At 69.2% G+C, this 14,928-nt stretch carries 16 protein-coding genes and 1 tRNA gene; 13 read left to right on the forward strand and 4 right to left on the reverse strand.

Translation table 11 applies throughout. From position 1 onward, the window contains the following. Window positions 1-183: 183 nt before the first annotated feature. A complete protein-coding gene (locus ACRWK7_RS32405) occupies window positions 184-981 on the forward strand; it encodes an undecaprenyl-diphosphate phosphatase (RefSeq protein ID WP_431861531.1) in 798 nt (265 codons plus the stop codon). Here ACRWK7_RS32405 and ACRWK7_RS32410 read toward each other — a convergent pair. Then, on the reverse strand, window positions 972-1,748 hold the full coding sequence (locus tag ACRWK7_RS32410; protein WP_431861533.1) for a CatB-related O-acetyltransferase: 777 nt from the start codon (window positions 1,746-1,748) through the stop codon (window positions 972-974). The two genes, ACRWK7_RS32405 and ACRWK7_RS32410, sit on opposite strands and share 10 nt — an antisense overlap. Window positions 1,749-1,891: 143 nt before the next feature. Continuing rightward, window positions 1,892-2,884, reverse strand: coding sequence for a complex I NDUFA9 subunit family protein (locus tag ACRWK7_RS32415; protein WP_431861535.1), 993 nt, complete (start codon window positions 2,882-2,884; stop codon window positions 1,892-1,894). 218 nt (window positions 2,885-3,102) lie between these two features. Here ACRWK7_RS32415 and ACRWK7_RS32420 point away from each other — a divergent pair. The 10 genes from ACRWK7_RS32420 to ACRWK7_RS32465 all read left to right on the forward strand — a co-directional run bounded on the left by ACRWK7_RS32420 (window position 3,103) and on the right by ACRWK7_RS32465 (window position 10,843). Beyond that, window positions 3,103-3,189 (forward strand) — tRNA-Leu (locus ACRWK7_RS32420). A gap of 88 nt (window positions 3,190-3,277) precedes the next feature. Continuing rightward, window positions 3,278-3,904: a ribonuclease D gene (locus ACRWK7_RS32425; RefSeq protein ID WP_431861537.1), complete on the forward strand. Its 627-nt coding sequence runs from the start codon at window positions 3,278-3,280 to the stop codon at window positions 3,902-3,904. 231 nt (window positions 3,905-4,135) lie between these two features. Continuing rightward, window positions 4,136-5,062: a KpsF/GutQ family sugar-phosphate isomerase gene (locus tag ACRWK7_RS32430; protein ID WP_431861801.1), complete on the forward strand. Its 927-nt coding sequence runs from the start codon at window positions 4,136-4,138 to the stop codon at window positions 5,060-5,062. A gap of 19 nt (window positions 5,063-5,081) precedes the next feature. Further along, complete coding sequence (gene lptC / locus ACRWK7_RS32435; RefSeq protein ID WP_431861539.1) at window positions 5,082-5,774, forward strand: LPS export ABC transporter periplasmic protein LptC; 693 nt, start codon at window positions 5,082-5,084, stop codon at window positions 5,772-5,774. Next, window positions 5,771-6,610, forward strand: a complete 840-nt coding sequence (locus tag ACRWK7_RS32440; protein ID WP_431861541.1) for an LptA/OstA family protein — start codon at window positions 5,771-5,773, stop codon at window positions 6,608-6,610. The genes lptC and ACRWK7_RS32440 overlap by 4 nt, the downstream gene beginning before the upstream one ends. Window positions 6,611-6,630: 20 nt before the next feature. Further along, on the forward strand, window positions 6,631-7,437 hold the full coding sequence (gene lptB, locus ACRWK7_RS32445) for an LPS export ABC transporter ATP-binding protein (RefSeq protein ID WP_431861543.1): 807 nt from the start codon (window positions 6,631-6,633) through the stop codon (window positions 7,435-7,437). A gap of 16 nt (window positions 7,438-7,453) precedes the next feature. Further along, window positions 7,454-9,001: an RNA polymerase factor sigma-54 gene (gene rpoN / locus ACRWK7_RS32450; protein WP_431861545.1), complete on the forward strand. Its 1,548-nt coding sequence runs from the start codon at window positions 7,454-7,456 to the stop codon at window positions 8,999-9,001. Between the two features lie 123 nt (window positions 9,002-9,124). Then, entirely contained in the window at window positions 9,125-9,712 is a 588-nt protein-coding gene (hpf, locus tag ACRWK7_RS32455) for a ribosome hibernation-promoting factor, HPF/YfiA family (RefSeq protein ID WP_431861547.1), read from the forward strand. Window positions 9,713-9,755: 43 nt separating this feature from the next. Beyond that, on the forward strand, window positions 9,756-10,214 hold the full coding sequence (gene ptsN / locus ACRWK7_RS32460) for a PTS IIA-like nitrogen regulatory protein PtsN (RefSeq protein WP_431861549.1): 459 nt from the start codon (window positions 9,756-9,758) through the stop codon (window positions 10,212-10,214). Window positions 10,215-10,282: 68 nt separating this feature from the next. After that, complete coding sequence (locus ACRWK7_RS32465) at window positions 10,283-10,843, forward strand: Uma2 family endonuclease (RefSeq protein WP_431861551.1); 561 nt, start codon at window positions 10,283-10,285, stop codon at window positions 10,841-10,843. On the opposite strand, the gene ACRWK7_RS32470 is transcribed toward ACRWK7_RS32465, so the two are convergent. Next, the gene (locus ACRWK7_RS32470; RefSeq protein ID WP_431861553.1) at window positions 10,844-11,680 is read right to left on the reverse strand and encodes a hypothetical protein; all 837 of its coding nucleotides are present in this window, start codon (window positions 11,678-11,680) and stop codon (window positions 10,844-10,846) included. Continuing rightward, window positions 11,677-12,420 (reverse strand): bifunctional 2-polyprenyl-6-hydroxyphenol methylase/3-demethylubiquinol 3-O-methyltransferase UbiG, encoded by a 744-nt coding sequence (ubiG, locus tag ACRWK7_RS32475; RefSeq protein ID WP_431861555.1) that lies wholly within the window; start codon window positions 12,418-12,420, stop codon window positions 11,677-11,679. The genes ACRWK7_RS32470 and ubiG overlap by 4 nt, the downstream gene beginning before the upstream one ends. Before the next feature lie 175 nt (window positions 12,421-12,595). Here ubiG and ACRWK7_RS32480 point away from each other — a divergent pair, with 175 nt between their 5' ends. Both ACRWK7_RS32480 and ACRWK7_RS32485 read left to right on the forward strand, forming a co-directional pair. Next, entirely contained in the window at window positions 12,596-13,831 is a 1,236-nt protein-coding gene (locus ACRWK7_RS32480; protein WP_431861557.1) for an aspartate kinase, read from the forward strand. Window positions 13,832-13,854: 23 nt separating this feature from the next. Further along, entirely contained in the window at window positions 13,855-14,910 is a 1,056-nt protein-coding gene (locus tag ACRWK7_RS32485) for an NAD(P)H-dependent flavin oxidoreductase (RefSeq protein WP_431861559.1), read from the forward strand. Window positions 14,911-14,928: the final 18 nt, after the last annotated feature.

The following is a 14,928-nucleotide window of genomic DNA, read 5'->3' on the forward strand; positions in this document are numbered from 1 at the left end:
ATCGCGGCCATTGCGGCGCCTGAAATCGGGGCAGAAATTAGTACCGTTTCGGACCCATCGCTCTCTTTGGGGTACCGAACCATCCCCCATCGCCATCCAAGGGACCGGCTGCTATACAGCCACGGTCCCGGCGGCGACCACCGCGGGGCGCCCCATCCGCGACCGTGCCGAGCGCCAACACCCATGTCCAACCCGTACGTTGATGCCGCCGTTCTCGGCCTCGTCGAGGGCTTGACGGAGTTCCTGCCCGTCTCCTCGACCGGCCACATCATTCTGTTCGACGACCTGCTGGGGTTCGACGGGCCGCCGGGGCACGTCTTCGAGGTGGTGATCCAACTCGGCGCCATCCTGGCGATCTGCGTCGTCTATTTCAGCCGGCTGTGGAACGTGCTGATAGGCCTGCGCAGCGATCCGCGGGCATGGCGCTTCGTCATTGCCGTGCTTCTGGCCTTCCTGCCCTCGGCGGTGCTCGGGCTGGTGCTGCACGGCTTCATCAAGGCGGTGCTGTTCAACACCACGGTGGTCTGCGTGTCGCTGATCATCGGCGGAATCATCATCCTGGTGGTCGAGCGGTTCGTACCAACACCCCGCTACCACGAGGTGGAGCGCTTCACCGCCCCCCTGGCCCTGAAGATCGGCCTGTTCCAGTGTCTGGCGCTGGTGCCCGGCGTGTCGCGCTCAGGCGCCACCATCCTGGGCGCGCTGATGCTGGGCGTCGACCGCCGCACCGCCGCGGAGTTCTCCTTCTTCCTGGCGATCCCGACGATGTTCGGGGCCACCGTCTACGACCTCTACAAGAACTGGAGCCACATGAGCAGCGACGGCGCCACGCTGATCGCGGTGGGCTTCGTGGTGGCGTTCCTGTCGGCCATCGTGGTGGTGCGGTCGTTCGTCAACTTCATCGGCCGCTACGGCTTCGCTCCGTTCGGCTGGTACCGCATCGCGATCGGCATCCTGATCCTGGGGATGATCTATCTCTGATCACCTTCCGGTGCGAACAGCGCCGCCAGGTCGGCGGCGCTGTGGACCGGCGCCCGGTACTCCTTGAGATCGCCGCGCGCGACCCGTTCCTCGATGGCGTCCAGCGCCGCCGGCACGTCCTCGAACGGCACGCCGGCCATGTCGTACAGCGAATAGCGCCACCACCGCGCCGCCAGCAGCCGCTCGACCACGGCGTCGGGGAAGCGCCGGCGCAGCGGCTTTGCCGGCGTCCCGGCCACGACGGTGTAGGGCTCCACGTCCTTGACCACCACCGAGCGGGCGCCGATCACCGCACCGTCGCCGATGCGCACGCCGGAGCGGATGAACACCCCCTGCCCGATCCACACGTCGTTGCCGATCTCGGTAATCGCGCAGGCGCCGTCGAAGGGGCGCCGCAGCCCGCTGGTCACCGCGGGGCCGCCGTCGCCGCAGAACCTGTGCCATTCATGGATCTGCGGGTAGTAGGTGAGCCGCGACGTGCTCAGCCAGTCGGTCGGGTGGTTGTGCATCCCGATCGTCACCCCGGCAGCGATGGAGACGTAGCGGCCGACCCACACGTTCCCCATGGTGCCGCCGCCGGCCAGCGACGCGAAGGCGCCGACCTGCACCAGCGAGTCCGGGGCCAGCGAGGGCTGCGTCGAGCCCGGCGCCTCGAACCAGCTATCGGCGTCCAGCGACAGGTTGCCGCGCGCCGAGAAGATCTTGAGGCCGAGCGGCTGAAGCTTGGCAGCGGCCGACTGGCCGAAGGCGATCGTGATGAGACCCATGAAAGACGCTCCCGGCCATGCTGACGGTCGGGAGGAGTAGCGCGCGGCCGCGCGGCCGGGGTCTGTCAACGGCGTGACAAGAAAAAGCCCCGGCCGGGCGGCCGGGGCTTTCCATCAGCTTTCCACAGGGGGTGAGCGCCCGCTCAGCCCGGATACTTCTCGTGCGCGCCCACGTCGCGGGTCAGCGTGTTGGTGCGGCCGCCGACGATGAAGCGGAACAGATAGGTCGGCAGGATCACCTCCGGCGCCGCCGGAGCGATGCCGAGCTGCTCGAAACCGGGCTCGCGGCCGGAGACGACGTTGTCCGTCTTCAGCAGCTCGACTTGGTCGCGGGTCAGCAGCGGGGCGATGAAGGGCACCTTCTCCAGGATGCCACCCAGCGTCTCCGACAGGCGCCAGGGGATCGGCAGGAGGAAGCGACCGGGACGCTCGATCACCTTCAGCATGAGCTGCATCAGCTCCTTGAAGGTGTAGGTGTTCGGGCCGCCCAGCTCGAAGACGCGGCCCTTGGCGTCGTCGCGCTCGATCACCGCGACGATGGCGTCGGCGAGGTCGTTGACGCTCACCGGCTGGAAGCGGGTCTTGCCGCCGCCGACCAGCGGCAGCACGGGCGACACCTGCGCCATCGCGGCGAACTTGTTGAAGAAGCGGTCCTCGGGGCCGAAGACGATGCTGGGGCGCAGGATGGTGGCGCCGGGGAAGGCCGCCAGCACCGCCTTGTCGCCCGCCGCCTTGGAGCGCGCGTAGGCCGACTCCGAATTGGCGTCGGCTCCTAGCGCCGACACGTGCACCAGACGCTCCGCCCCCGCCTCCCTGGCGAGACGCGCGATGCGGGCCGGCGCATCGACGTGCACCGTGTCGAACGACCAGGGCGCGGTCTCGTACAGCGCACCGATCAGGTTGACGACGACGTCCGCGTCCTTGACCGCGCGCGCCACCGAGGCGTCGTCGCGCACGTCCACCGCCCACGGCACGATCTGGCCGACCGCGCCGGCGGTCTTCAGGAAGTTGGCCTGGTGCGGCCGGCGCGCGGCGATCCGCACGATGTAGCCGGCCTTGGCGAGGCGGCGGATCAGGTGGCGGCCGATGAAGCCGGACCCGCCGAACACCGTGGCAATCCGATAGCGATAGGACATCGACCTTCTCCCGTGCCGTTCCGATAGGCGCCAAAAACCTTGGCCGCGTGTGGGGCATTGCGCCGAACGGCGATGCTTATATAGAAACCGCACGCGCAGGGCTAGGCCCGAGGCGCGTTTGCACGCCGGTGCGGCCATGTGGCAAAAATTTGCGAGTAAGGTCGAAAAATCGTGTTGACGGGGGTCCGCAGCGGCGCTACATAAGCGGCCCACACCGAGCCCAGGTGGCGGAATTGGTAGACGCGCAGGTTTCAGGTACCTGTGGCAGAAATGTCGTGGAAGTTCGAGTCTTCTCCTGGGCACCAATTCTGACGGCTACGCCGCGTGCTTCTTGCACCGCGGCGTTTGTCGTTTTTGGGCCCCGCTTCGGGGTCTTGAGCTGCGGAGACGGACGTGCCCATCGACCTGCATGACGGCGACCTGCCGGACGGACTCGACCTCAAGGCGTCGGCGCGCGGCGGCTGCGTCGCCATCGACACCGAGACCATGGGCCTGAACCCGGCCCGCGACCGGCTGTGCCTCGTCCAGCTGTCGGCCGGCGACGGGGCGGTGCACCTCGTGCAGTTCCGCCGCGGCCGGTACGACGCGCCGAACCTGAAGCGCCTGCTGACCGATACGGACGTCACCAAGCTGTTCCACTTCGCCCGCTTCGACGTGGCGGTGATGCAGGCCTACCTGGGCGTCGTCGTGCAGCCGATCTACTGCACCAAGGTGGCGTCCAAGCTGGTGCGCACCTTCACCGACAAGCACGGCCTGAAGGACCTGTGCAAGGACCTGCTGGGCGTCGAGCTGTCGAAGCAGCAGCAGTCGTCGGACTGGGGGGCGGACGAACTGTCGCCCGAGCAGATGAAGTACGCGGCCTCCGACGTGCTGCACCTGCACGATCTGAAGGAAAAGCTGGACGCGATGCTGGCGCGCGAGCAGCGCACGCAGCTCGCCGAGGCGTGCTTCCGCTTCCTGCCGGCGCGCGGCGCCTTGGACCTGGGCGGCTGGGACGAGCCGGACATTCTGACGCACTGACGCACGGAAGCGCGGGCGGGGTAACCCGCCCGTCATAAGTTTGACCGGCGCCCGCTCCATGGGCATACTGCCGGCGCGAGCCGTCGGCCCGCCGGACGTGAAAAGGCCGGGCGACGAGACCGGACAGCAAGGGCGGCTGCAGCCTTGAACAAAGCGATCGATCGTACGGCCATCGAAGACCAGACCCAGGGGCTGGACCGCGACTGCTCCAGCGCGGCGCGCGTGCTGCGCATGGAGGCGGAGGCGTTGGAGACGCTGGCCGACAGCCTGAACGGCACCTTCACCCGGGCCATCGGGCTGCTGGCCGGCGTCACCGGCCGAGTCGTCGTCAGCGGCATGGGCAAGAGCGGCCACATCGCGCGCAAGATCGCCGCCACCATGGCCTCCACCGGCACGCCGGCGCTGTTCGTCCACCCCGGCGAGGCCAGCCACGGCGACCTCGGCATGATCACCCGGCAGGACGCGGTCATCGCGCTGTCCAATTCCGGCGAGACGGCGGAGCTGAGCGATATCATCGCCTACACCCGCCGCTTCGGCATCACGCTGATCGGCATCACGCGCCGCGCCACCTCGCCGCTGGCGGAGCAGTCGGACGTGGCGCTGGTGCTGCCGGCCGCGCCCGAGGCCTGCCCGCTGGGCCTGGCGCCGACCACGTCCACCACCATGATGCTGGCGCTGGGCGACGCCATCGCCATCGCGCTGATGGAGCGGCGTGGCTTCTCGGCCGCCGATTTCCGCGAGATGCACCCGGGCGGCCAGCTCGGCCGCGCGCTGCTCAAGGTCACCGACGTCATGCACGCCGGCGAGGCCATGCCGCTGTGCCGCGAGGACACGCCGTTCAGCGAGGTCATCCTGGAGATGACGGCCAAGCGCCTGGGCTGCGTCGGCGTGGTGGGCGAGGACGGGCGGCTGAGCGGAATCATCACCGACGGCGATCTGCGCCGCCATCTCGACCCCGACCTCTTGGCGCAGCAGGCCCGCGTCATCATGTCTGCGGGACCGAAGACGATTCGCCCCAAGGCGCTGGTCGCCGAGGCGCTGCGCATCATGAACGAGAAATCGATCACGACGCTGTTCGTGGTCGATGCCGACACCAACTCCGGCCGGCCGCTGGGCATCGTGCACATCCACGATTGCCTGCGCGTCGGCGCGGCCTGAGGAACGGAAGGATCCGGGCATGCAGGCTGACGACCTCGTCCGCGAGGACCGCAAGACCACCGCCGCCGCGCCGCGCGAGCGCGTGGCCGTGGTGTCCGACGTGCATCGCCGCCGTGTCACCCGCCCGGTCAGCCGCTCCTACAGCCGCATCGTGACGGCGATGAAGCTGACGCTGCCGGCGGTGGCGCTGGCCGCGGTGGCGCTGATCGCCGCGTGGCCGACCCTGAACGAGATCCCCAAGCCGCGCCTGACCGCCGACAAGGGCCAGTTGGAGATGATCAACCCGCGCTACTTCAGCGCGGACGAGAAGAACCAGCCCTACTCGCTGACCGCGTCGCGGGCCGAGCAGTCCACCGACCAGCCGGGCATCGTCGTCCTCGACAAGCCCGAGGCAGAGATGACCGAGACCGCCGGCACCTGGGTGACCATGCGCTCCGAGCGCGGCTGGTACGACCAGAACACCGGCATCCTGAAGATGCGCGGCGCGGTCCACGTGATGCGCGACGACGGCAGCGAGTTCACCACCGAGGAAGCCTACTCCGACGTCCGCAAGGGCACCGCCTGGGGCGACGTCCATGTCGAGGGCCAGGGCCCGCAGGGCGTCGTGCTGGCCGAGGGCTTCCGCATGACCGAACGCGGCAAGACGATGGTGTTCCTCAACTCGTCCAACGCCAGCGTCCAGTCCGCCGAGACGGCGGGGAGGAAGAAGTGATCCGCTCCCACCTTCTCGCCGCGGGCCTCGCCGGCCTGATTCTGGCGGCGCTACCGGCGGCGGCGCAGACCCTGCCGGGCGGCCCCGGCGGCCAGCCGACCGACATCAACGCCGACCAGGCGATCGAGTGGCACCAGGACGTCAAGGCCTACGTGGCGCGCGGCAACGCCTCGGCCAAGCGCGGCGAGACCACGCTGTACGGCGACGTGCTGACCGCCTACTACCGCGAGGTCCCCGGCAAGGGCAACGAGGTGTTCCAGATCACCTCCGAAGGCAACGTGCGCCTCATCGGTCCGACCCAGCAGGTCTACGGCGACCGGCTGGTCTACGACATGGACCGCAAGGTGGCGGTGGTCACCGGCAAGGACTTGAAGCTGATCACCCCGACCGACGTGGTGACCGCCCGCGACACGCTGGAATACTACGAGGCCCAGGGCTTCGCGGTGGCGCGCGGCGAGGCGGTGGCGGTGCGCACCGACCGGCGCCTGCGCGCCGACGTGCTGATCGGCCAGTTCGCCAAGGGGCCGGACGGCAAGACGGCGATGAACCGCATCGACGGCTCCGGCAACGTGGTGGTGACCACGCCGACCGATGTGGCGCGTTCGGACAAGCTGGTGTACTCGGTGCCGGACAACACCGCGGTCCTGCTGGGCACGGTGCGCATCACCCGCGGCGACAACCAGCTCAACGGCGACGCCGCCGAGATGAACATGGCCACCAAGGTCAACCGCGTCATCGCCGGCCCGGCCGGCGGCGGCCGGGTCAAGGGCCTGCTGATCCCCGGCGACGTGCAGGCCAGCAACTCCCCGGGCGCGGCTCCCGCCAAGACCCGTTAACACGACGGATCACGCATCTCATGGCGGTCGACGTGGACGCCCGAAGCGATACGCACACCCCCGGTTCCCGCCCTGGCCACGGCGCCGCTGAATCGGCGGTGCCGCAGGACGGGCTGGTGGCGCGCAACCTGGGCAAGACCTTCAAGAAGCGCCCGGTGGTGCGCGACGTCTCGGTCAGCGTGCAGCGCGGCGAGGCGGTCGGGCTGCTCGGCCCCAACGGGGCGGGCAAGACCACCTGCTTCTACATGATCACCGGGCTGATCACCGCCGACGTCGGCACCATCCTGCTGGACGGCCAGGACATCACGGCGCTGCCGATGTACCGGCGCGCCCGCCTGGGCATCGGCTACCTGCCGCAGGAGGCCTCGATCTTCCGCGGCCTGTCGGTGGAGAACAACATCCGCGCCGTGCTGGAGGTGGTCGAGCCGAACCGCGACGCCCGCGAGGCGATGCTGGACGAGCTGCTGGCCGAGTTCTCCATCACCCACCTGCGCCGCGCACCGGCGCTGGCGCTGTCGGGCGGCGAGCGGCGCCGCGTGGAGATCGCCCGCGCGCTGGCCTCGCAGCCGCATTTCATCCTGCTCGACGAGCCGCTGGCCGGCATCGACCCGATCGCCGTGGGCGACATCCGCGAGCTGGTCAGCCACCTGCGCGACCGCGGCATCGGCGTGCTGATCACTGACCACAACGTGAGAGAAACGTTGGACCTCGTCGATCGGGCATACATTTTGCACGACGGTGTGGTACTAATGGAGGGCGAGCCGGCGGAGATCGTGGCGCACGAGGACGTGCGCCGGGTCTACCTCGGCGATCGGTTCAGCCTCTAGGTACCTTCGACCCTCCATGGCGCTCTCACAACGTCTCGACCTCCGCCAGGCGCAGACCCTGGTGATGACGCCCCAGTTGCAGCAGGCCATCAAGCTGCTGCAGCTGTCGAACGTGGAACTGTCCGAGTTTGTCGACCGCGAGATCGAGCAGAACCCCCTGCTCGAACGCGACGACGGCGACCGCCCGGCCGCCGAAGCCGCCGAATCCCGCCCCGAACCGGATGTCGACCCGCGCGAGGCCGAGGCCGCGGCGATGCCGCCGGACGGCCGGACCCGCGACACGGTGGAGATGACCAGTTCGGAGACCATGGGCTCGGCCTCCGACGCGCCGCTCGACACGGATTTCGAGAACGACTACGCCGACGACCGCTTCTCCGACGGCGCCGACGGCTCGACCGACGTCTACGGCCAGTGGAACGAGCGCGGCGGCCGCGGCTTCGAGGACGACGACGGCAACTTCGAGGCGCGGCTGTCCGGCGACAAAAGCCTGCGTGACCACCTCATCGAGCAGCTCAACGTCGACCTGCCCGACCCGGCTGACCGGCTGATCGGTCTGGCGCTGATCGACACGCTGGACGAGGCCGGCTGGCTGAGCACCGACCTGGAGGCGCTGGCCGAGCAGCTGGGCACCACACCGGAGCACGTGGAACGCGTGCTGGCCGCCGTGCAGCGCTTCGACCCGCCGGGCATTTTCGCACGCTCGCTGAAGGAATGCCTGGCCATCCAGCTGCGCGAGAAGAACCGCCTGGACCCGGCCATGGCGGCGATGCTCGACAACCTGGAGCTTCTGGCCGCGCGCAACCTGAACGCGCTGATGAAGGTCTGCGGCGTCGATGCCGAGGACATCTCGGACATGCTGGCCGAGATCCGAAAGCTGAACCCCAAGCCGGCGCTGGCCTTCGACCACACCCCGGCGCAGCTGGTCACCCCCGACATCCTGATGCGCGCCAACCCCGGCGGCGGCTGGCTGATCGACCTCAACCCCGACACGCTGCCGCGGGTGCTGGTCAACCAGCGCTACTTCTCGCGCGTCTCCGGCACCGCCAAGAGCAAGGCCGACAAGGAATACATCACCGAGCGGTTCCACTCGGCCAACTGGCTGGTGAAGTCGCTGCACCAGCGCGCCACCACCATCCTCAAGGTGGCGACGGAGATCGTGCGGCAGCAGGACGCCTTCTTCATCCACGGCGTCTCGCACCTGCGCCCGCTGATCCTGCGCGACATCGCCGAGGCCATCGGCATGCACGAAAGCACCGTGAGCCGCGTCACCACCAACAAGTTCATGGCGACGCCGCGCGGCGTCTTCGAGCTGAAGTACTTCTTCACCTCGGCCATCCAGGGCGCCGACGGCGGTGCGGCGCATTCCGCCGAGGCGGTGCGCCACCGCATCAAGGTCATGATCGACGCCGAACCGGCGGACGACGTGCTGTCCGACGACAAGATCGTCGAGATCCTGCAGAAGGAAGGGATCGACATTGCACGCCGCACGGTTGCGAAGTATCGTGAAGCCATGCGGATCCCGTCGTCGGTGCAGCGTCGCCGTGCCAAGATGTCACGCATGTAGCGCGAATGCGCGAATTGGCGTTTCGTTGACAGCCCGGACCGCCCCGACTATGGTCCCGGTCCGCACGCGGCGGCGCGCCGCCAACAGAGTCCCTTGCGGGCAAAAACTCGGAAACTCCCCAAGATGCAACTGACCGTCAAAGGCAAGCAGCTTGACGTGGGCGATGCCCTGCGCACGCACGTCGCTGAGAACCTGAACACCATCGTCGGCCGGTACTTCACCAAGCCGATGGAGGCGACCGTCGTCTTCTCGCGCGACGCCCACCTCTTCAAGGCCGACATCCAGGTCCGCGTCGGCCGCGGCATCGTGCTGCAGAGCGTTGCGGAGGCCACCGAGCCGTACCCGTCCTTCGACACCGCGTGCGAGAAGCTGCACAAGCGCCTGCGCCGCTACAAGGACCGCCTGCGCGGCCACCACACCGCCGAGACCGGCGGCGAGGAGCTGATCCCCGCCCGCTATCAGGTGATCGAGGCCGAGCCCGAGCACCACGACGAGCCGGTTCCCGAGAAGGCCGCCCCGATCGTCATCGCCGACATGACCACGCACATCGACACGCTGACCGTCAGCGAGGCGGTGATGCGCATGGAACTGGCCGAGGCGCCGGCCCTGATGTTCCGCAACCGGGCCAACGGCGGCCTGAACATGGTCTACCGTCGCGCCGACGGCAACGTTGGCTGGGTCGATCCGGCCCTGGAGACGGCCGGCGCCTGATCAGGGCCGCTGGTCTCCGGTTCCCCAGGCACGGTCAAAGGTCATGCACGACCTCATCACCCCGCAGGCCATCCTCGCCAACCTGAAGGCCGGCTCGAAGAAACAGGCCCTCCAGGACATGGCGCGCCGGGCCGCGGAGCTGACCGGCCAGCACGAGCGGGCGGTCTTCGACGTCCTTCTGGAGCGCGAACGGCTGGGCACCACCGGCGTCGGGCATGGCATCGCCATCCCGCACGGCAAGTTGCCCGGCCTGGAGCGCGTCCACGGCGTCTTCGCCCGTCTCGAACGGCCGATCGACTTCGACGCGATCGACGAACAGCCGGTGGATCTCATCTTCCTGCTGCTCGCCCCAGAGCACGCCGGTGCCGACCATCTGAAGGCGCTGGCCCGCGTGTCGCGCCTGCTGCGCGACCAGGGCATGTGCGAGAAGCTGCGCGGTTCCGACAGCGCAGACGCCATCTACGCCCTGCTCACCCAGCAGGAAACCAGCCACGCGGCTTGATATGGACGGGGAGGCTCCGGCCTCCCCGCGCCTGCGCTGGCGAACTCCGCGTGGCGGCCCCATCTGTCTTGCGGTACACTCACCGCATGCAGACCGCCGTGCTGAAACCCTGGATTTCCCCGGACGAGTACCTGACGTTCGAGCGTACCGCCGACGTACGGCACGAGTACGTCAACGGCGAAGTGTACGCCATGGTGGGCACCAGCCGGCGGCACAACGTCATCATGCAGAACCTGTCCGCTGTCCTTCGACCCTCGATCCGCCGCCGCGGGTGCGAGAGCTACACGGAGAGTGTCAAGGTTCGTGTGGAAGCGGCCAACGCCTTCTACTACCCGGACCTCGTGGTCACCTGCGATTCCAAGGACGATGATCCTTATGTCGTCCACGCGCCGTCGCTGATCGTCGAGGTGCTGTCGGAATCGACCGAAGCCATCGACCGGCGCGAGAAGCGCGCGCACTACCAGATGATCCCCAGCCTTTGCGAATTTGTGCTCATCGCGCAGGACGAACGCCGCGTCGAGATCTATCGCCGCGACGGTCAGGAGTGGACGCACGCCACCATCACCGAAGGCGATGCAACGTTTGAAAGCGTCGGCGTGACCGTCACGCTCGACGACATCTACGCCTGATCACCGCGCCACGCCCAGCACCACGATCCCGCCGGTGACCAGCGCCGCCGCCAGCACGCGGCGCAGGCCGAAACCCTCCTTGTAGAGAACCGTCCCGATCAGCGCGGCGAACAGCACGCCGCTCTCGCGCAACGCCGAGACCGCCGCCATCGGCAGCGCCGCCACGGCCAGCAGGTAAGCCGTGTAGCCGCACACCGACAGAACGCCGGCGCTCAGCCCGACCGCGCCTTGCGTACGCGCGTACGCCCACAGCGACGCCGCCGGCCGGCGTACAGCCGTGAACGCCAGCACGCCGATGCCGGTCAGGATCTCCAGCCACGCCTGGAAGCCGACCACCGTGCCCGCCGCCCGCACGCCCAGTGCACCGAGGAAGCTGTACACCGCCACCGTCACGCCGGTTCCGACCGCGAAGGCCAGCGCCGCCCGGCTGGCACCGCCGCGGAACGCCAGCACGCCGATGCCGCCGGAGATCGTCGCCACCGCCGACACCTGCGCCGGGCTCAGCGCCTCGTCCACCGCCAGCCACGCGACAAAGGCCAGCACCATCGGGGCCAGCCCGCGCGACACCGGGTGCACGACGCTGAGGTCGCCGACCCGGTAGGCGTTGATAAGCAGCCAGAAATACAGGAAGTGCGCCGCCGCGGCCGCGACGAGCAGCTCCAAGCTGCCCGGCGCCGGCATCGGCACGACCAGCAGCGCCCCCGCTCCGAGCAGCAGCCCGACCAGCCGGATCGCCGCCAGCGACAGAAGCCGGTCGCTGGACGCCTTCAGCAGCGCGTTCCACCCCGCGTGCGCCACCGCCGCGGCGAGGACCAGGGCGTATTCCCCCGGGATCACGCCTTCTCGGCCCAGCCCATGTAGTTCACGTCCAGGTCGCGCGGGGCGAGGCGCCAGCTGTCGGCGATGGGGTTGTACGCCATCCCCGTCAGCTCCTTCACCTCCAGCCCGTGGGCGCGGATGCCGCGGGCGATCTCGGAGGGGCGCAGGAACTTGCGCCAGTCGTGCGTGCCGGCGGGCAGCCAGCGCAGGATGTACTCCGCGCCGACGATGGCCAGCGCGTACGACTTCGCCGTACGGTTCAGCGTCGCGAAGAACAGCACGCCGTCGGGCTTCATCAGGGCGGCGCAGGACTTCAGGAACAGGTCGACGTCGGCGACGTGCTCCAGCACCTCCATGGCCAGCACCACGTCGAAGGTCCGGCCCTCGGCGACCAGGGCTTCGGCAGTGGCGGCGCGGTACTCCACGGCCGTGCCGGTCTCGGCGGCGTGCGCCGCGGCCGTCCCGACGTTGCGCTCCGAGGCGTCGACGCCCAGCACGTCGGCGCCCATGCGGGCGATCGGCTCGGCCAGCAGGCCGCCGCCGCAGCCGATGTCGACCACGCTCAGCCCTTCCAGCGCCCGCGCCGTGTCCGGGTTGCGGCCCAGGCGGCGGCAGACGGTGTCGCGGATGTAGGCGAGACGCGTGGGGTTGAACTTGTGCAGCGGTCGGAACTTGCCCGTCGGGTCCCACCATTCGGCGGCCATGGCCGAGAAGCGGGCGATCTCGTCCGAATCGACGGTGCCGGCGGTCGCGTTCATCACTGTCTGTCCTCTGCCTGTGTTCTTTGTGCTTACGCAGCAAAACATGTGCTGGGCGACCTTGCCTCGCCCCGCCCGAACGGAGTATGGATACGCCGCCCCGCGCCGGCAACGGTGGAGCGGGGGGATCGGCATGCCGCGCCTTGGGCGTCGGCGTCAAGATGTGGTGTGATTTATGGCGCGGATCGTCCTCAAGTTCGGCGGCACGTCGGTCGGCGACATCGACCGGATCAAGAATGTCGCCCGCAAGGTCGAGCAGGAGGTCAAGGCGGGCCACCAGGTGGCCGTCGTGGTGTCGGCGATGTCCGGCGTCACCAACCAGCTCGTGAAGTACTGCAACGACATCGACAAGCTGCACGACGCTCGCGAGTACGACGCCGTCGTCGCCACCGGCGAGCAGGTGACCACCGGCCTGCTGGCGATCGCGCTGCAGTCGATCGGCATCCCGGCGCGCTCCTGGCACGGCTGGCAGCTGCCCATCCGCACCGACGACACGCACTCCAAGGCGCGCATCGTCTCGATCGACACCACCGAGATCGAGCAGCGCATGGCCGAGGGCGAGGTCGCGGTGGTCGCCGGCTTCCAGGGCGTCGCCGCCAACGGGCGCGTCACGACGCTGGGCCGCGGCGGCTCCGACACCTCGGCGGTGGCGCTGGCGGCGGCGCTGAAGGCCGACCGTTGCGACATCTACACCGACGTGGACGGCGTCTACACCACCGACCCGCGCATCGTGTCGAAGGCCAAGAAGCTCTCCAAGATCACCTACGAGGAGATGCTGGAGATGGCCTCGCAGGGCGCCAAGGTCCTGCAGACCCGCTCGGTCGAGATGGCGATGAACCATCGTGTGCGCGTGCAGGTGCTCTCGAGCTTCGAGGAAGCGCCCGGCAGCGCGTTGCCCGGAACCCTGGTTGTGGACGAGGACGAGATCGTGGAAAAGGAAGTTGTGAGCGGCATCGCCTACAGCCGCGACGAGGCGAAGATCACGCTGGTCGGCGTGGCCGACCGGCCGGGCGTGGCGGCCGCCATCTTCGGCCCGCTGACGGACGCCGCGGTCAACGTGGACATGATCGTCCAGAACGTGTCGGAGGACGGCAAGTCCACCGACCTGACCTTCACCGTGGGCAAGGCGGACATCGCCCGCGCCGTCAAGGTGCTGGAGGACGCCAAGGGCACGCTGAACTACCAGCGCCTGGTGTCGGACGCCAACGTGGTGAAGGTGTCGGTGATCGGCGTCGGCATGCGCAGCCACGCCGGCGTGGCGCAGCGCATGTTCAGCGCTCTTGCCGACAAGGGCATCAACATCCAGGTCATCTCCACCTCGGAGATCAAGATCTCGGTGCTGATCGCCGAGGAGTACGCGGAGCTGGCGCTGCGCGCCCTGCACACCGTCTACGGCCTGGACGCGGCCTGAGCAGTCTGAGGAGAGCCGGGTCAATGACCGCAGCACCGGCAAGGACCCGGCTCGACCAGCTCTGGCGGCGCGGTTGCGCCTTCCTGGGGTCGCAGACCGCCATCATGGGCGGTGCGATGACCTGGGTGTCGGAGCGCCACCTCGTCTCCGCCATCTCCAACGCCGGCGGCTTCGGCGTGCTGGCCTGCGGCTCCATGGGCCCGGACCGGCTGGCGGAGGAGATCGCGGCGACGCGCGCGCTGACGGCGAAGCCGTTCGGCGTCAACCTCATCAACATGCACCCCGACCTGGAGCGGCTGGTCGACGCCTGCCGCGAGCAGGGCGTGGGCCACGTGGTGGTCGCCGGCGGCCTGCCGTCGGGTCCGATCATCAAGCGCATCAAGGACGGCGGCGCCAAGGCCATGGCCTTCGCTCCGGCGCTGGTGGCCGCCAAACGGCTGGTCCGCCACGGCATCGACGCGCTGATCATCGAGGGCTCGGAGGCCGGCGGCCACATCGGCCCGGTCGCCACCTCGGTGCTGGCGCAGGAGATCCTGCCGGAGGTCCGCGAGGTGCCGGTGTTCCTGGCCGGCGGCATCGGCCGCGGCGAGGCCATCATCTCGGCCCTCGATGCCGGGGCGGCGGGCGTCCAGCTCGGCACCCGCTTCGTCTGCGCGGCGGAGTCCATCGCGCACCCGAACTTCAAGCAGGTGTTCATCCGGGCCTCGGCGCGCGACGCCCAGCCCTCGGTGCAGATCGACCCGCGCTTCCCGGTGATCCCGGTGCGGGCGCTGGCGAACGAAGGCACCAAGCGCTTCATGGATACCCAGCGCGCCTTGATCGCCAAGGTCGACCGTGGCGAGATGACCCGCGAGGCGGCGCAGCTGGAGATCGAGCATTTCTGGGCCGGCGCCCTGCGCCGCGCGGTGATCGACGGGGACGTCGAGAACGGCTCGCTGATGGCCGGCCAGAGCGTCGGCATGGTCACCCGCGAGCAGCCCACGGCCGAGATCTTCGCCGAACTGCTGGCGCAGGCCGAGACGGCCCTGGGCTGGCGCTTCCCCAGCGAAGCGGCACGGGCGGTTCCAGCCGCGGTCTGAGCCGGCACCGGCTGGTGC

Source organism: Azospirillum sp. (assembly GCF_050789165.1).